Origin of the sequence: Geothrix mesophila, from assembly GCF_022808835.1 — a bacterium.
GTDB classification, from domain to species: Bacteria; Acidobacteriota; Holophagae; order Holophagales; family Holophagaceae; genus Geothrix; species Geothrix paludis.
Genome location: NZ_JAKZLD010000001.1, coordinates 1,606,350 through 1,623,402, shown reverse-complemented (window position 1 = coordinate 1,623,402; position 17,053 = coordinate 1,606,350). Strand labels below are relative to the sequence as shown.

Annotated in this window: 14 protein-coding genes; 10 read left to right on the top strand and 4 right to left on the bottom strand. The window is 69.7% G+C overall.

Annotation, left to right across the window (positions count from 1 at the left end; translation table 11 throughout):
- Positions 1-260 precede the first annotated feature (260 nt).
- The 6 genes from MLG87_RS07255 to MLG87_RS07230 all read left to right on the top strand — a co-directional run bounded on the left by MLG87_RS07255 (position 261) and on the right by MLG87_RS07230 (position 6,884).
- The gene (locus MLG87_RS07255; RefSeq protein ID WP_243294514.1) at positions 261-2,276 is read left to right on the top strand and encodes an NADPH-dependent 2,4-dienoyl-CoA reductase; all 2,016 of its coding nucleotides are present in this window, start codon (positions 261-263) and stop codon (positions 2,274-2,276) included.
- Positions 2,277-2,418: 142 nt separating this feature from the next.
- Positions 2,419-3,603, top strand: a complete 1,185-nt coding sequence (locus tag MLG87_RS07250) for a winged helix-turn-helix domain-containing protein (protein ID WP_243294513.1) — start codon at positions 2,419-2,421, stop codon at positions 3,601-3,603.
- Complete coding sequence (locus MLG87_RS07245) at positions 3,600-4,196, top strand: methyltransferase domain-containing protein (protein WP_243294512.1); 597 nt, start codon at positions 3,600-3,602, stop codon at positions 4,194-4,196. The genes MLG87_RS07250 and MLG87_RS07245 overlap by 4 nt, the downstream gene beginning before the upstream one ends.
- A 62-nt stretch (positions 4,197-4,258) precedes the next feature.
- Positions 4,259-5,269, top strand: coding sequence for an ABC transporter substrate-binding protein (locus tag MLG87_RS07240; RefSeq protein WP_425250882.1), 1,011 nt, complete (start codon positions 4,259-4,261; stop codon positions 5,267-5,269).
- Entirely contained in the window at positions 5,266-6,084 is an 819-nt protein-coding gene (locus MLG87_RS07235; RefSeq protein ID WP_243294510.1) for an ABC transporter permease, read from the top strand. The genes MLG87_RS07240 and MLG87_RS07235 overlap by 4 nt, the downstream gene beginning before the upstream one ends.
- On the top strand, positions 6,081-6,884 hold the full coding sequence (locus tag MLG87_RS07230; RefSeq protein WP_243294509.1) for an ABC transporter ATP-binding protein: 804 nt from the start codon (positions 6,081-6,083) through the stop codon (positions 6,882-6,884). The genes MLG87_RS07235 and MLG87_RS07230 overlap by 4 nt, the downstream gene beginning before the upstream one ends.
- A gap of 7 nt (positions 6,885-6,891) precedes the next feature.
- Here the strand turns inward: MLG87_RS07230 and MLG87_RS07225 are convergent, their stop codons facing one another.
- Positions 6,892-7,233, bottom strand: coding sequence for a hypothetical protein (locus tag MLG87_RS07225; RefSeq protein WP_243294508.1), 342 nt, complete (start codon positions 7,231-7,233; stop codon positions 6,892-6,894).
- 63 nt (positions 7,234-7,296) lie between these two features.
- Here MLG87_RS07225 and MLG87_RS07220 point away from each other — a divergent pair, with 63 nt between their 5' ends.
- Complete coding sequence (locus MLG87_RS07220) at positions 7,297-7,926, top strand: HAD family hydrolase (RefSeq protein WP_243294507.1); 630 nt, start codon at positions 7,297-7,299, stop codon at positions 7,924-7,926.
- Here the strand turns inward: MLG87_RS07220 and MLG87_RS07215 are convergent, their stop codons facing one another.
- The 3 genes from MLG87_RS07215 to MLG87_RS07205 are packed head-to-tail and all read right to left on the bottom strand — an operon-like array spanning position 7,927 to position 11,381.
- The gene (locus MLG87_RS07215) at positions 7,927-8,403 is read right to left on the bottom strand and encodes a pyridoxamine 5'-phosphate oxidase family protein (protein ID WP_243294506.1); all 477 of its coding nucleotides are present in this window, start codon (positions 8,401-8,403) and stop codon (positions 7,927-7,929) included.
- Positions 8,400-10,928 carry a DNA mismatch repair protein MutS gene (gene mutS, locus MLG87_RS07210; protein ID WP_243294505.1) on the bottom strand — a complete coding sequence of 843 codons (2,529 nt, stop codon included), beginning with the start codon at positions 10,926-10,928 and terminating at the stop codon, positions 8,400-8,402. Before mutS ends, MLG87_RS07215 begins: the two co-directional genes overlap by 4 nt.
- A gap of 33 nt (positions 10,929-10,961) precedes the next feature.
- The gene (locus tag MLG87_RS07205; protein WP_243294504.1) at positions 10,962-11,381 is read right to left on the bottom strand and encodes a GxxExxY protein; all 420 of its coding nucleotides are present in this window, start codon (positions 11,379-11,381) and stop codon (positions 10,962-10,964) included.
- Positions 11,382-11,515: 134 nt separating this feature from the next.
- Between MLG87_RS07205 and MLG87_RS07200 the strand changes: the two genes are divergently transcribed.
- The 3 genes from MLG87_RS07200 (at position 11,516) to MLG87_RS16070 (ending at position 16,758) form a co-directional block, all read left to right on the top strand.
- Positions 11,516-12,607: an NAD(P)/FAD-dependent oxidoreductase gene (locus MLG87_RS07200; RefSeq protein ID WP_243294503.1), complete on the top strand. Its 1,092-nt coding sequence runs from the start codon at positions 11,516-11,518 to the stop codon at positions 12,605-12,607.
- 231 nt (positions 12,608-12,838) lie between these two features.
- Complete coding sequence (locus tag MLG87_RS07195) at positions 12,839-13,612, top strand: outer membrane protein (RefSeq protein WP_243294502.1); 774 nt, start codon at positions 12,839-12,841, stop codon at positions 13,610-13,612.
- 131 nt (positions 13,613-13,743) lie between these two features.
- Positions 13,744-16,758 carry a serine/threonine-protein kinase gene (locus MLG87_RS16070; RefSeq protein ID WP_279341077.1) on the top strand — a complete coding sequence of 1,005 codons (3,015 nt, stop codon included), beginning with the start codon at positions 13,744-13,746 and terminating at the stop codon, positions 16,756-16,758.
- Positions 16,759-17,053 lie beyond the last annotated feature (295 nt).

Here is a 17,053-nt window from a genome sequence, read left to right as displayed (position 1 = left end):
GAAGGCATGGCGCGATGAGTAGGGCATGGCCGGGGACTTACCAATCAAGGAGGATCGACGGGTTGAGTGGTCCATCATTGGAAGGCCCCGCGTGGACCTGGTCAAGATGCGGAAAATCGGCCCATGCAAGAGCCAGCGCCGGTGGCATGCGCCCAGGGAAAACCCGGCCTGGGCCATTGGCCCGTAGCGACACGAGGCATTCATGCCGGCATCGCGGATCTCCCGGGCACCGTACACTGGCATCACCCATCGGAGCCTCCATGCCGTACCCCCACCTGCTGGCCCCCCTCGACCTGGGCTTCACGACGCTGCGCAACCGCGTGCTGATGGGCTCCATGCACACCAACCTGGAGGAGGCCAAGGGCGGCTTCGCCAAGCTGGCGGCCTTCTACGCCGAGCGGGCCCGGGGCGGCGTGGGCCTCATCGTCACCGGCGGCATCGCGCCCAACCTGCGCGGCCGTCTCTCGCCCTTCGGCTCCCAGCTCTCCTGGCCCTGGCAGGTGGGGAAGCACCGCCAGGTGACGGCAGCCGTCCACGAGGCTGGCGGCAAGATCGCCCTCCAGATCCTCCACGGCGGGCGCTACAGCTACCACCCCCTCAGCGTGGCCCCCTCGGCCCTCAAGAGCCCCATCACCCCCTTCAAGCCCCGGGCCCTCTCCCCGCGCGGCATCCAGGCCACCATCCGCGACTACGCCCGCTGCGCCGCCCTGGCGAAGAAGGCCGGCTACGACGGCGTGGAGATCATGGGCAGCGAGGGCTATCTCATCAACGAGTTCATCGCCGCCCGCACCAACCGCCGCACGGACGCCTGGGGCGGCAGCTACGAGAACCGCATGCGCTTCCCAGTGGAGGTGGTGAAGGCCGTGCGCGCCGCCGTGGGCCCCGACTTCATCGTGATCTTCCGCCTCTCCATGCTGGACCTGGTGCCCGATGGCAGCACCTGGGAGGAAGTGGTCCAGCTCGCCAAGGCCATCGAGGCCGCCGGCGCCACGATCCTCAACACCGGCATCGGCTGGCACGAGGCCCGGGTGCCCACCATCGGCCCCATGGTGCCCCGCGGAGCCTACGCCTGGGTGACGAGGAAGCTCAAGGGCGAAGTGGGCATCCCCCTCGTCACCACCAACCGCATCAACACGCCGGAGGTGGCGGAGGAGGTGCTGGCGGAGGGCTGCGCGGACATGGTGAGCATGGCCCGTCCCCTGCTGGCGGACGCCGAGTTCGTGAAGAAGGCCGCCGAGGACCGCGCCCTGGACATCGCCACCTGCATCGCCTGCAACCAGGCCTGCCTGGACCATGTCTTCGAGCAGAAGCGCGCCACCTGCCTGGTGAACCCCCGGGCCTGCTACGAGACCGAGCTGGTGTTCGAGCCCACCATCGCCCCCCGGCACATCGCCGTGGTGGGCGGCGGCGCCGCGGGCATGAGCTTCGCTTGCCACGCCGCCGAGCGCGGGCACGTGATCACCCTCTTCGAGGCCCAGCAGGAGCTGGGCGGCCAGGTCAACTACGCCAAGCGCGTGCCGGGAAAAGAGGAGTTCTACGAGATGCTCCGCTACTTCGCCCGCCGCCTGGCCACCGCGGGCGTCACCCTGCGCCTGGGCGAGCGGGCCACCGTGGACCTGCTGGCGGACTTCGAGGAGGTCGTCCTGGCCACCGGCGTCCTGCCCCGCACGCCGGACTTTCCCGGCGTGGACCATCCCAAGGTCATCAGCTACCCGGACCTGCTCTCGGGCCGGAAGGTGGCCGGACAGACCGTCGCCATCATCGGCGCCGGGGGCATCGGCTTCGACGTGGCGGAGTTCCTGGTGCACACCGACCACGGGCCGGACCGCGCCCGCTACCTCGCGGAATGGGGCGTGGACGGCGCGCACGCCCACCGGGGCGGCCTGCTGCCCGCACCCCAGCCGCCTGCGCCGGCCCGCACCGTGTACCTGCTCCAGCGCAAGACCGACCGCATGGGGTCCACCCTTGGCAAGACCACCGGCTGGGCCCACCGGGCCGGCCTCAAGGCCATGAAGGTGAAGATGATGGGCGGCATCCACTACGAGCGTATCGACGACGAGGGCCTCTGGATCCGCGACGGCAAGGACGCGGGCTCCAGGTGCCTGGCGGTGGACAGCGTGATCCTCTGCGCGGGCCAGGTCTCCGAGCGCAGCCTCGCCACGCCCCTCACGGAGCGGGGCATCTCCGTCCACCTCATCGGCGGTGCCGACCTCGCCGCCGAGCTGGACGCCCAGCGCGCCATCCGCCAGGGGGCCGAACTAGCCGCGAAGATCTAAAAAACATTCACCGCAGAGAGCGCGGAGAACGCAGAGGGAAAGATCTTCTTTGTGGCTCCCAGGGTCCGGGCATCCTGGAACCGGCTTCCTTTCTCCGCGCTCTCCGCGTTCTCTGCGGTTGGCGTTCTTCTTTTGGTGATCCGTGTCCCCCATCATTTCCGCTTCCGCCGCGCGGCGCCTGTTCCTCGGCGCCCAGGGACTGCTGGACGATCCGGCGCGCCGAGCGACGGTGCCGTCGCTCCAGGCGCTCATCGAGAAGCTGGGCTTCGTGCAGATGGACACCATCAACGTGGTGGCCCGGGCCCACGACCTCACGCTCTTCAGTCGCCTGGACGGCTACCGGCCCGAGCAGCTGAAGAAGCTGCTGGAGGACCGGCGCAGCCTCTTCGAGGGATTCACCCACGACGCCTCCGCCATCCCCACGGCCTGGTTCGGACACTGGAAGCCCCGCTTCGCGCGGGACCGGGAGCGCATCCACGCCCACGCCTGGTGGCAGCACCACTTCCGGGGAACGGACGGCGCCCGGGTAGTGGGAGACGTGAAGACCCGCATCGAGCGCGAGGGGCCGCTGAAGTCCTCGGACTTCGAGCACCCGGAGAAACGTGGCCCATGGTGGGGCTGGAAGCCGCAGAAGGCCGCCCTGGACTTCCTCTGGCGCAGCGGCGAGCTGATGATCCCGCGGCGCGAGGGATTCCAGAAGCTCTACGACCTCACGGAGCGCGTGCTTCCGGACCATCACGCCCTGCCCTGCCCGGATCCCGAGGCGCACGTGGAATGGGCCTGCACCAGCGCCGCCGAGCGGCTCGTGATCTTCACGCCGAAGGAGCTGGCGGAGTTCTGGGCCTCCATCGAGGCTGCGGAGGCCAAGGCCTGGTGTGACCGCGCGGCCAAGGCCGGCCGCATTGTCCCTGTGGCCGTGGAGGGGGCCGATGGCGAAGCGCGCCCCGCCTTCGCGCTGACGGACTGGGAGAAGCGCCTGGCGAAGCTGCCCGAGCCCCCGGAGCGCACACGGCTGCTCTGCCCTTTCGACCCCATCCTCCGCGACCGGACGCGCGCCCTGCGCCGCTTCGGCTTCGACTACCGCTTCGAGGCCTTCGTGCCCGAACCGAAGCGCCAGTACGGCTACTTCGTGCTGCCCATCCTCGAGGGTGAGCGCTTCGTGGGGCGCCTTGATCCCAAGCTGCACCGCGACTGCGGCCTGCTGGAGGTCCGGGGGCTCTGGTGGGAACCCGGCATCAAGGCCACCAAAGCCCGGAAGCGCGGCCTGGACGATGCCCTGGAGCGCCTGGCCACCTTCGTGGGTGCCGAGGAGATCCTGCTCCCATGACCGCCCACCCCGATTACTGGAACGCCTTCTACGACGACGAAGCCCGGCCCGGCTGGGACATGGCGAGACCCACGCCCGTGCTGGAGGAAGCCCTGACCCACGCCTCCGCCGCGGGGTTGGCGCCGGGCGCCTCCGTCGTCGTGCCCGGCTGCGGCTACGGCCACGATGCCGCCGGACTGGAGGCCGGGGGCTTCGTGGTCACGGGCCTGGACTTCGCGCCCCTGGCCCTCCAGGGCGCCCGGGCGCGCTACGGCGACCGGATCACCTGGTCGTCGGCGGACTGGTTCTCTCCGCAGCTCGGACCCTGGGACGCCATCTTCGATCACACCTGCTTCGTGGCCATGGACCCGGGGCGGCGCCGGGACTACGTGGAGGCCTGCGCGCGCCACCTGAAGCCAGGCGGTCTGTGGATGGCCGTGGTCTTCGACGACGTCCAGGGGCGCCCCGGGCCGCCGCATGCCATCCCGCTGGAGACTTGCCGCGAGCTCGCCATCCCGTATTTCGAAATCCTCCACCTCGCGCGAGCGGCCGCCAGCCATCCCCGCCGGGCGGGGCGCGAGCTGCTGATGGTGGCGAGGCGCCGGCAGGATTGACCGGTACCCCTCCGGGAATCCTTGGCCTAGAATGGTCCAAACCCCCGGAGCGCCCCATGCGAATGAAGCCCTTGGCTTTCCTTCTCTCGCTATCCACGCTGAGCCTGCTGGCCCAGGACGTGGTGCGTCTGGGCAACCTGAAGTTCGCCCACTACGGCGCCGTGTCCTACATGAAGGAGATCGCGCCGAAGTACAACCTGAAGATCGACGAGCGGATGTTCGCCAAGGGCATCGACATCAACCCGGCCATCGTGGCCGGCGAGATCGACGCCAGCGCCGCGGCCCTGGACGCCGCCATCGCGGGCCGGGCCCAGGGCGTGCCCATCTACGTGGTGGCCGGCTTCGCCAAGGGCGGCGCCCGCATCGTGGTGAACGCCGCCACGGGCATCAAGTCGCTGAAGGACCTCAAGGGCAGGAAGGTGGGTGTGGCCCGGGGCGGCGCCCAGGAGCTGCTGCTGCTGGCGGAGCTGGCGAAGGCCGGCCTGACCTGGTCGGACAAGCCCGGCAAGGATGTGCTGGTGCTCTACATGCCCTTCGCGGACCTGAACCAGGCCCTCATGGCCAAGAACATCGACGCCATGTGCCAGAGCGAGCCCTACAGCTCCCAGGCCATCAACCGGAAGTTCGGCGTGGAGCTCCTGAAGCCCTATGACACCCCCCTCGGTGAGCCCATCCGCGCCCTGGTCATCACCGAGAAGCTCTACAAGGAGCGCCGCGACGTGGCCCGCCGCTTCCTGCTCTGCTTCGTGGAGGCCACCAAGAAGTTCATCGACGACCCCAAGCTGGCCGAGAAGTACGTCCGCGAGAACATGTTCAAGAATCAGATCAGCTCCGAGGATTACCAGGACGCCATCGGCAACTCCCCCTTCAGCTATGACATCACCACGGAGCATGTGCAGATCACCACGGACCTGATGGCCAAGTACGGCGTGGGCAAGATGGCCACGCCGCCCAAGGCGTCCGATTGGGTGAAGCTGGACCTCCTGGCCGAGGCCAAGAAGCAGCTGAAGATCGACCAGCCGGCGGCGGCTCCCAAGAAGGCGGCCCCCGCCAAGAAGGTGAAGAAGGGATGAAGCGCTACAGGCACGCCGCCTCCGGCATCCTCGTTCCGCTGGCGGCTCTGGCCCTCTGGCAGCTGCTGTCCGCCAAGGGCTGGGTGAACGCCACCATCCTGCCGTCGCCCATGCAGGTTCTCACCAAGTGGTGGGCCTACCTGCGACCTCTGGAGGCCTTCGATCCGGCCCAGGGCTCGTACCTCAAGTGGTGCTTCTCCGGCGAGCTGCCGCAGGACGCCATGGGGAGCCTCTACCGCGTGCTCGTGGGCTTCCTCATCGGCACGGGCCTGGCCCTGCCCCTGGGCCTGGGCATGGGGTACAGCAAGGTGGTCTACGCCCTCTTCAACCCGCTCATCCAGGTGCTGCGGCCCATCCCGCCCATCGCCTACATCCCGCTGTCCATCCTGTGGTTCGGCCTGGGCAACCCGCCGGCCATCTTCCTCATCAGCATCGGGGCCTTCTTTCCCGTCCTGATGAACACCGTCACCGGCGTGCAGAACGTGGACAGCATCTACCTGCGCGTGGGCCGCAACCTGGGGGCCTCGGGGTTCACCCAGTTCACGCGGATCATCCTGCCGGCCGCCACGCCCTACATCTTCACCGGCGCGCGCATCGGCATGGGCACGGCCTTCATCGTGGTGATCGTCTCCGAGATGATCGCCGTGAACAACGGCCTGGGCTACCGCATCCTGGAGGCCCGCGAATACCTCTGGTCCGACAAGATCATCGCCGGCATGTTCACCATCGGCCTGCTGGGCCTGGGCATCGACACGGTCATGAGCCGCCTCAGCTCGCGCATGCTGCGCTGGCACCGCGGCCTGGAGCAGGGATGAGCGCCATGGACAGCCACATTTCCGTCTCGGGCGTCCACAAGGTCTTCCAGAGCGGGGGCCAGGACGTGTACGCGCTCAAGTCCATCGACCTCGAGATCGCCCGGGGCGAGTTCGTCTGCCTGCTGGGCCCCTCGGGCTGCGGGAAATCCACGCTGCTGAACGCCGTGGCGGGCTTCAGCCTGCCCAGCTCCGGCCACATCCTGGTCGAGGGCCAGCGAATCGAGGCCCCCGGCCCCGACCGCGGCATGGTGTTCCAGGAGTACGCCCTGTTCCCCTGGATGACCGTGGAGCAGAACATCGCCTTCGGCCTCCAGATCAAGGGGCAGCCGAAGGCCGCCATCCAGTCCAAGGTGGACAGCCTGCTGGAGCTCCTGCACCTCCAGGATTTCCGGAAGCGCTTCCCCAAGGACCTCAGCGGCGGCATGCGGCAGCGCGTGGCCATCGCCCGGGTGCTGGCGCTGGACTCGCCCATCATGCTCATGGACGAGCCCTTCGGCGCCCTGGACGCCCTCACGCGGCGCAACCTGCAGGACGAGCTGCTGCGCCTGTGGACCGAGCTGAAGAAGACCATCCTTTTCGTCACCCACAGCATCGAAGAGGCCCTCTACCTCGCCGACCGCACCGTGGTGATGACCTACCGCCCCGGCACCATCAAGCGCGACCTGCGTGTGGACCTGCCGCGCCCCCGCGACGTGGCCAGCCCCGCCTTCAACACCCTGAAGAAGGAGCTGAGCCTGCTCCTCATGGAAGAGCAGAACCGGCACGAGCAGGACGAGTTCCGCGGCGCGGCGGTGGACTGAGGGCCGGTCACCCCCCGGGGTTGATCACCTTGATGGGGGGCTTGGCTTCCTCCGAAGCCGGAGGCTGGGGAAGGGCCTCCTCGCCTCGGCCCCGGGTGGCGAGGGCCACGGCCAGGGTCCAGAGGGGGGCCAGGTTCAGCCAGGGCACGGCCTCGGTGACGAAGGAGGGCAGGAAGGCCCAGTGGAAGCCCACCAGGATCCACATCACGACCATGGTGATCAGGTCCAGGCCCGCCCCCAGGAACCAGCCCACGGGACCCGTGAGGTCGGCCGGAACCTGGATGGCGTCCACCACCAGGGCGAGGGCCCAGGCCACGCGGATGCGCGTCTTGCTGAGGGGACGGATCATGTGAGGAAGTCTACGCCCGGTCGTCCGGAATGCGAGGATGGATGCTCCGCCTCCGGACGCCCCATGCCCCTCGCGCCACCCGCCCCATCCGCCATCCAGGCCGTGATCTTCGACTTCGGCCAGGTGGTCTGCACCTTCGACAACCGCCGCATGTATCGCGCCCTCTCGGCCCTCTGCGGCCTGTCGGAGGAGGACCTGGGCCGGCGCGTGGCCCGTTCGGACCTTCCCCGGGCCTACGAGACCGGCGAGATCTCCTCCCCGGCCTTCCTGGAGGGCCTGTCCGCCTTGTGCGGCTTCGCCTTCCCCGAGGCCACCTTCATCCGCGCCTTCACGGACATCTTCACGCCCATCCCCTCCACCTTCGACCTGATCCGGCGCCTGAAGCCCCGCTACCGCCTGGGCCTGCTCTCCAACACCAGCCCCTGGCACGCGGAGCACGGCATTCGGACCACGGGGGTGTTTCCCCTCTTCGAGGCCGTGACATTCTCCTACGACGTGGGCGCCATGAAGCCCGACCCCCGCATCTACCAGGACATCGTGGCCAAGCTCGGCCTCCCGCCGGAGGCCTGCGTCTTCATCGATGACCTCCCCGGGAACGTCGAAGGTGCCCGCGCCACCGGGATGCGCGGGATCACCTACCCGGGGCCGGCGGGTCTCCTGGCCGCGCTCCGGGAGCTGGGCGTCGAGCCCTGATCAGCGGCGGGCCTTGCCCGTGGCCCGCTCGATGCGGATCCGCACCACCGCCGTGCGGAAAAGGTCCTTGCCGAGCTCCCGCTCCACCACGTCCGCATGGTCCGGCGCGAAGCGCAGGCCCAGGGTCCGCAGGACTGATCGCTTCTCCGCCTCGTCCTCGATCAGCTCCGCATGGCCGAAGACGATGACACTGGCGTAGCGAGTGGCCAACTCAGCCGGGATGGGCTCCGCCAGGGTCACGGCGCAGTACGAGACCTTCGAGTTGACGGCCAGGTTGTCCAGCTTGTGACCCTTCGTGGCGCAGTGGAGGATCAGGTGGCCGTCCACCACCGCGTGGTTCACGGGCACCGCATAGGGCCATCCGTCGGCGTCCACCGTGGCCAGCACGCCCCACTCCGCCTCCTCGAGCAGGCGCAGGGTCTCGGCCCCGTCCAGGGCGCGGTCGCGGCGGCGGATGGGATGGTTCGGGGCGCTCATGGACGGTCCTTCTGCTTCATCGCCAGCCAGTTCAGCGCCTCCAGCGGCGTCATGCGGCTGAGGTCCAGGGCCTCCAGCTCGGCGCGGAGGGGATCGGCTTCGGCTTCGAACAGCGGCAGGGCGGGCTGAAGGACCGTGGGCGCTTTCAGCGGCGTTTCCGGTGCCTGGGCCATCAGGCGCTGGGCCTTCTGGATGACGGTCTTCGGCAGGCCCGCCAGGCGCGCCACCTGGATGCCGTAGCTGCGGTCCGCCGGGCCCTGGGCCACGCGGTGGAGGAAGTGCAGCTGCTCCTCCCACTCCTGCACCTCCACGTGGAGGTTCTGGATGCGGGCGTCGTCCGCCAGCTTGGTCATCTCGAAGTAGTGCGTGGCAAACAGGGTTCGGGGCGCACCACCCTTGAGGTCTCGGAGGAACACGGCGATGGCCTCGGCCAGGGCCAGGCCGTCGCGGGTGGAGGTGCCGCGGCCGATCTCGTCGAGGATCACCAGGCTGGTGGCCGTGGCCTGGTTGAGGATGCGGGCCGTCTCCGTCATCTCCACCATGAAGGTGGACTGCCCTTTGGCCAGCTGGTCCGAGGCGCCGATGCGCGTGAAGATGCGATCCACCAGGCCGAAGCGCATGAGCTCGGCGGGCACGAAGGAACCGGCTTGGGCCAGCACCACCAGCAGGGCCGCCGTGCGCAGGAAGGTGGACTTGCCGCCCATGTTGGGGCCCGTCACCACGGCCATGGGCTGCGCCGCCGTGAACTGCAGGTCGTTGGGGATGCACTCGCGCCCGAGGCGCGACTCCAGCATGGGATGGCGGGCGGAGGCCAGCACCAGTTCCCGGTCCTCGCCCAGCTCCGGCCGCGTCCAGCAGGACAGCCGGGCCCGCTCCGCCAGGGCCGCCAGCACATCAAGGGCGGCCACGGCCCGGGCCAGGTGCGTGAGGTCAGCCCGGTGCTCCAGGACGAGCGCCAGCAGGCGCTGGAACTGCGCGGCCTCCAGGCGTACCTGGTCGCTCTCGGCGCTCAGCAGCCGCTGCTCGAAGGCCACCAGCTTCTCCGTGGTGAAGCGCTCGGCGTTGGCCAGCGTCTGCTTGCGGAGGAAGTGCGCCGGCACGGCGCCCAGGTTGGCCTTGGTGATCTCGAAGTAGTAGCCGAACACCCGGTTGTATTTGATCTTCAGGCTCTGGATGCCCGAGGCGGCGCGCTCCTCCTCCTCCAGCTCCAGCATCACCTGCTTGGCATCCCGGGCCAGGCGGCGCACGGCGTCCAGCTCGGCGTCCACGCCCTCGCGGATGAGGCCGCCCTTCTCCAGGTCCAGGGGCGGGGCTTCGGCGAGGACGCGCTGAAGCTCGGACAGCAGGGGGGTGCAGAGCGGCGTCTCCGCAGGCCAAAGGCCTAGCTCCGCCACCTCGTCCGCCCAGCCTTCGTCGCGGATCCGCGCCGGCAGCTTCTGGAGGACGGCCAGGCCCTCGCGCAGCTGGGCCAGCTCCGGGGCCGTGGCGAGGCCCAGGGCCACGCGGCCCAGGAGGCGGTCCAGGTCCGGCACCTGGTCCAACAGGCCCTGGATGGGTGTGCGGCGGCGATCCTCCGTGAGCCAGGCCACCTGGGACCAGCGGCGCTCCAGGGTGGCGCGGTCGCGCAGGGGCTGCTCCAGCCAGGCCTTCAGGAGGCGCGAGCCCATGCGGGTTCGACACTGGTCCAGCAGGGCCAGCAGCGAGCCCGCGCGGCCGCCGTCGAGCCCATTGGCCAGCACTTCCAGATGCCGGGCGCTGGTGGCGTCCAGCAGGGGACCCGCCGCGCCCAGCTCCAGGGACACGCCCTGGAGGTGCGCGGGGCGGCCCTTCTGGGTGGCCTCCACATGGTCCAGCAGGGCCGCCAGGGCGCCGAGCGCCGCCGGATAGGGATCGAGGCCCACGCCCTCCAGGTGCTGCCAGCCGAAGAAGGCCAGCACCTGCTGTCTCGCCCGGGAGGGCTCGAAGCGCCAGGCGGGCAGGCGGGTGCGAGCGGTCTCCAGGTCGGAGAGGTCCTCGGCGCCTTCGGCCAGGATCAACTCCTGGGGGCCCAGGCGCTCCAGCGTGGCGCGGAGGGCCTCCTCACCTTCACCGGGCAGCACGCGCAGGGCGCCGGAAGCCAGCTGCAGCAGGGCCAGGCCCCAGGCGCTCCCCGAACGATGAAGCGCGCAGAGCCACCGGGCATCGTCGTCCAGCCAGGTGCCGGGCGTGATGATGCGCTTGATGGCGCGGGGCAGGAGCCCCTTCACCTCCTCGGCCTTGGCCGTGGGCTCGGCGATGGCCGCGGAGAAGCCCGCCGCCAGCAGCTTCGGGAGGTACGAGTCCAGCGCGAAGTGGGGCACGCCGCACATGGGGGTTTCCGAGTCCGTGCCCTTGCCGCGCAGCGTGAGCGCGATCTCCAGCACCGGCGCCGCCCGCACCGCGTCCTCGCCCAGGACCTCGTAGAAGTCGCCCATCCGCGTTAGCAGCACAGCATCGCCCGCCTCGCGCTTGAGGGCGGCGATCTGCTGCATCATCGGCGTGGACATGGGCTTCCTGACCTGAAAGAAAAAAGGAATGAATTAAGCGGAGGGAAGCGGAGGGGCGGAGGAAAGCGGAGAAACCCTGGGGTTCAGGATGCGCTTGATGCCGCCGTCCTTCATGGGCCAACGCCAGGAGTTGAGGAGGAATCCAAGCCGTTTGGAGGCACAACGCAGATAGGTCAACAGCTGTGCCTCGTGGAAATCCGTGAGGTGCTCCACGGTCTTCAATTCCAGCACGATCTCGCCCTCGACCAGCAGGTCCATCCGGTAGGCGACGGGAATCTCCAGGTTTTCGTAATGTATACCGAGGGGAACCTGGCGTTCGACTTTGAGCCCAGCCTTCTCGAGCTCGTAGGCCAGGCAAGCCTCATAGGCGCTTTCGAGCAGGCCGGGACCCAAGGCGCGCTGGACCTTGATGGCACAGCCCAGGATCGCCTCTGTCAAACGTTCCTGTTCCAATCCTCCGCTCTCCTCCGCCACTCCGCTCTCCTCCGCTTCTTTCCCGATTCCTTTCACCCGGAAATCCTCATGTTCATGCCGTGACGTGAACCCCGATCTTCCCACAGCCGCTGGGTTGCCGCGATGATGGGGCCATGGAACGGGTGGAGTGCATCGTCATCGGCGCGGGAGTCGTGGGGCTGGCTCTGGCGCGCGAGCTGGCCCTCCGGGGTCGCGAGGTGGTGCTGCTGGAGGCTGAGGAGCGCGTCGGTACCGGCATCAGCTCACGCAACAGCGAGGTCATCCACGCGGGGATCTACTACCCGACGGATTCTCTCAAGGCCCGCCTCTGCGTGGCCGGCAACCGGGCCCTCTACGCCTACTGCGCCGCCCGCGGCGTGGCGCACCGCCGCTGCGGCAAGCTCATCGTCGCCACGGAGCCGGGTCAGGTCGACGCCCTGCGGGGACTCCGGGCCAAGGCCGAAGCCAACGGTGTGCGGGACCTCCAGTGGCTGGAGGCGGACGAAGCCCGCGCCCTGGAACCCCGGCTCCGCTGCGCCGCCGCCCTGCTGTCCCCCAGCACGGGCATCGTGGACAGCCACGGCCTCATGCGGGCCCTGCGCGTGGACGCGGAGGCCGCGGGCGCGGCCGTGGTGCTGAAGAGCCCCGTCCTCGGCGGCCTGGACACGCCGGAAGGCCTGCGGGTGGACGTGGGCGGGGCCGAGCCCATGAGCCTCGTGGCGGCGCGCGTGTTCAACTGCGCGGGCCTGGGCGCCCAGGCCGTGGCGCGTGGCTTCGCGGGCAACCGCCCCGGCAGCGTGCCGCCCCTGCACCTCTCGAAGGGCAGCTACTTCTCCCTCTCCGGGGCGGCGCCCTTCTCGCGGCTGGTCTATCCCGTGCCCGACGGCAGCCACCTGGGCGTACACCTCACGCTGGATCTCGCCGGGCAGGCCCGGTTCGGACCGGACATGGAGTGGGTGGACCGCGAGAACTACGACGTCGACATCCGCCGGGCGGACGGCTTCTACGCCGAGGTCCGCAAGTACTGGCCCGGCCTCCCGGATGGCGCTCTCCAGCCCGCCTACGCAGGCATGCGGCCCAAGCTCCACGGCCCCGGCGAACCCGCCCCCGACTTCGTCATCCAGCGGGAGGACAGCCACGGGACTCCCGGCCTGGTGAACCTGTTCGGCATTGAGTCTCCTGGCCTCACCGCCAGCCTGGCCCTGGCCATGGAAGTGGCCGGCTAGGTCGCCGCTTCAGGCCGAGACCAACGGGAAGCCTCCGGGATTTGAGCACTGCCACCTTGGGCAGCGCCCGGAGTCCCCTCTTTTCATGATTTGAGATTTTATGACTTAAAATTACAACTAAATACGATCATTAAAAGCCGTTTTAAATTGACAGGGCAAAAGTGTCCGATCTATGCTCAAGTCGTCATGACAGCAAAAAACAGGCATTCAACCCTCAAAAGGAATCTTTTCATGAACCTGAGCAAACCCCTCCTCACCGCTCTGCTCATCGCCGGCGCCGCAGGCGCGGCCTCCGCCCAGTCGGCCGGCGATTGGACCGGCTTCTACCTCGGCGTCAACGCCGGCTATGGCTTCGGGAAGTCGGATGTGACGACCTCCACGGTCTTCAGCAGCACGGGCTACTTCGCCAACTCCAGCGTGGCTTCGATCAACGCCACCGGCGCGGACAGCGTGAAGCCCAAGGGCTTCGAGGGCGGCCTGACCTTCGGCTACAACGCCCAGAGCGGCCACACGGTGTATGGCTTCGAGATGGACGCCAATGCCTCCGGCCTGAAGGACGACCGCTCCACCACCGTGGTCTATCCCGGCTTCGCCCCTTCCACCTACACGATCAACCAGACCACCAAGGCCGAGTACCTGGTGACCCTGCGCGGCCGGGTGGGCTACGCCGACAACCGCAACCTGTGGTTCGGCACCGCCGGCCTGGCGCTGACCTCCATCAAGATCGAGGACAGCTTCTCGGACACCTTCGCCACGGCGGCGGAAAGCGTCTCCAAGTCGAAGTCCAAGACCGGTTGGACCCTCGGCGCCGGCTATGAGTACGTCACGCCGGACCACTGGACCTTCAAGGCCGAGGTCCTCTATGTGGATTTCGGCAAGGTCTCCGTGGATGGAGGGACCCTCACGGCCTACACGCCCTCCATCGCCTACCCCACCAGCACCTTCACCCACACGGCCAACCTGAAGGCGGAAGTCGTCCGCGTCGGCTTCAACTACAGGTTCTGAGCCCCGGCCCAGATCTGGCCATCAGCAGAGAGCCCGCGTGAGCGGGCTCTCTGTTTGGGGGGTCTTCCGCGCGAATGTCGGGTTTTCTGAGACACCGTGGGCCCCAGGGCAGATAATCCTGAGACCTGCCCATGACCGACCTCTTCCCGGATCCGCCCTCGCCCTCCTCCGTTCCCGGCGGCAACGGGGACGACTGGACCGCCGCCACCCCGGAACCGACCCAGGATGCGACCCGGCTCGAGCGGGCCGACGGGTCCTCCGGAAACTCCGGCGACCGCGCCCCCGGCCTGAGCCACGAGGAACTCCTGGCCCGTTTCCCGCTGCCCCGGGAGGGGCGCTACGAGGCTCTGGAGGTGGTCGCCGAGGGTGGCATGGGGGTGGTCTACCGGGCCTTCGACCGCCAGCTGCAGCGCACCGTGGCCATCAAGCTCCTCAAGCGGCTGGACCGGGAGGACACCGAGCGCTTCCTCCAGGAGGCACGGGTCCAGGCCCAGCTGGAACATCCGAACATCTGCCACATCTTCGAGGTCGGCGAGGCGAAAGGCCATCCCTACCTCGTCATGCAGTTCGTGGACGGCCCGACCCTCCGGGAAGCCAACGAGGGCCTCGACCTGCGAGCCAAGGTGGAGGTCATCCTCCAGACCGCCGAGGCCCTGCACGCCTGCCACCGCGCCGGCATCGTCCACCGCGACGTCAAACCCGGCAACGTGATGCTGCAGAAGACCGACAAGGGCCTGCACGCCTATCTCATGGACTTCGGCGTGGCGCGGGATCTGGACGCCATCTCGCACACCCACACCCACGCCATCATGGGCACCCCGGCGTACCTGAGTCCCGAACAGGCGCTGGGCCGGGCCGACAAGGTGGACCGCCGCTCGGACGTCTACGCCCTCGGCACCCTCCTCTACGAGTGCGTCGCGGGAGTGCCTCCCTTCCGGGGCGCGACCCCGCTGACCCTGCTGAGGAGCATCGCCGAAGACGAGCCCGTGCCCCCCGCCCGTCACGTTCCCGGGCTCCCGCGGGACCTCCAGACCATCATCCTCAAGGCCCTGGAGAAGGAGCCCGAGCGTCGCTACGACTCGGCCCGGGCCTTCGGCGAGGATCTCCGTCGCTTCCTCGACGGCGATCCGATCCAGGCCCGGCGCCCTTCCCTCCTCTACCGCGCGGACCGGCTCTTCCGGCGGAACCGGCCGGTGGCGATCCTCCTGGGCTGTTTCCTCCTGGCGGCGGTCTATGGCCTCTTCTCCGCCCTGAGGGCCCGCTCCCAGGCGCGCTTCGCCCAGCAGCTGGCCCAGGAGGTGGAGCGTCTCAACAGTCGCATCTTCCAGGTGCGCAGCCTGCCCCGCCATCCCACGGGCCCGGAGCTCCTGGAGGTTCGCGCCGCCCTGGCGCGGCTCCAGGCGGACACCGAGGCGCAGGGTCGCTGGGCCCAGGGGCCCGCCCGCCTCGCCCTCGGCCGCGGTCACCTCGCCCTGGGGGACCTGGAGCAGGCCCGCATCCAGCTCGAGGCGGCCCGGAAGGCCGTGCCCTGGGATCCGGACGCGGCCCAGGCCCTGGGCACCACCCTGGCGCGCCTCTACGTGGCGGAGCTCGAAGGCCTCCATGGCCAGGCCCTGGAGGAACGCCGCCGGGACCTGGAGTCCACCCTCCGCGGCCCGGCTCTGGCCCTGCTGCGCGAGGCGCGAGGGCGCAGCCTGGAGGGATCCGCCTACGCCGAAGGCCTGCTGGCCCTCGTCGAGGGCCGCCACGACGAGGCCCTGCAGAAGGCCAAGGAGGCCCAAGCCCGTCAGCCCTGGTTCCCGGAGCCCTGGCTGCTGGAGGCCGAAGTCCGCCAGGAGGTGGCCTTCGACCTTCTCGCCAAGGGCCGGCGGGAGGACGCCCTGGCCCAGATCGGGGAGGAGGGCGTGGCCCTCTCGGCGGCCCAGGACCGGGCCCGCAGCGCCCCCGAACCCCTGGTGGAGGAGGCCCAGCGCCGCTTCGTCCTGCTGGGCCTGAAGGTGGACCAGGGCCAGGCCACTCCGGTGGATCGCGACTGGGCGCTCACCCCCGTCCGCGACGCCCTGACGGTGGACCGTGACAACTGGCGGGCGCACAGCTACGGAACCGCCATCCACCGCCGCTGGGCCGCCTACCTCCTGAACCGCGGAGAGGACCCCAGCTCCGAACTCGATGCGGCCGCGGCGGACGCGGAGATGGCCCTCGCGCTCCGGCCGGTCGAGGCCGCCCTGTGGGTGAACTGGGCCACGGTCCTGCGCAACCGCGCCGAGCGCGAGATGGCCCAGGGGCGCGATCCGGAGCCGTTCCTGTCCAAGGCCGAGGCCGGCCTTCAGAAGGCGCTCGAGCAGCCGCGCCTGCACGACTACCTCCTGGACGCACTCGGCAACATCCACGCCCTGCGGGGCGAGCGCCAGCTCCAGACCGGAAAGGATCCGACGGCGGAGGTCCGGGCCGCCGCCGACCACCTGGAAGCCGCCTCCGCCATGCGTCCCTGGGTCGGCCACGACTACAGCGAGGGTGCGGCCTACCAGACCTTGGCCCAGTATCAGGCCTGGGCCGGCGTCGATCCCCGCGCCGCCCTCGAGGAGGCTCTGCGCTGCCACCGGAAGGGTCTGGCCCTCCAGCCCTCCTCGCGCCTCTCGCGCCTGGGCCTGGCCACCGCCCTCCTGGATCGGGCGGCCGCGGACCTGGCCCGGGGTCGGAACGCCAGCGCCGACTTGGCCGAAGCCCGCCGGGAGATCGAGGCCGTCCTGGCCCGGGGCCCTGGCCAGGCGGACGCCCTGGCGGCCAGCGCCCGCGAGCGGCTGCTTTCCGCCCTCGCTGCCCGCGCCTCCGCGCTGGCCCGGGAGGCCCTGGCCCTCCAGAGACGCGCCGTGATGGCCACCCCCGGCAACCCGGGCCTCCAGCTCGCCTGGGGCGCCCTGGCCCTCGAGGCCGCCCGGGAACTGCGGCTGCCCCTGGACCCAGGCGCGGCCGCCGCCCTCCGCAGCGCCGCCAGGACACGCCCCTGGGACGGCTGGGCCCAGCTGCTGGACGCAGAGCTGCTGAAGCGGGAGGGACGCCCCGACGAGGCCCGGACCCTGGCAGCCAAGGCCCTCCAGCTCAACCCGACACTGAAGCGCGAGGCGGCGAGGCGGGGCCTGGCCTGACCGACGGCCGTTCCTAGGGTCTGTTTTCAAAGTGGGGTGTGGCCGCCCCTTGCCCTCCGGGACTGTGGCCAGCCACGCCCCCGGCTGCGTTGCCGGCCTCGAACGATGCCCCGCATCGCCCTTCGGCCGCCGCCTTGCCATGAGCGCGGCTGGCCGCCTCGCGGCTCGCATCCATTTTGAAAACAGACCCTAGCCATCCTCCAGGCGGTCGGCGTGCCTCCTGGAACTGCCGATACTGGGCGAGCCAGCCGGAGGCTTCGCCTTGGGGCCTCGTCTCCAGTCGACAGACTCATGG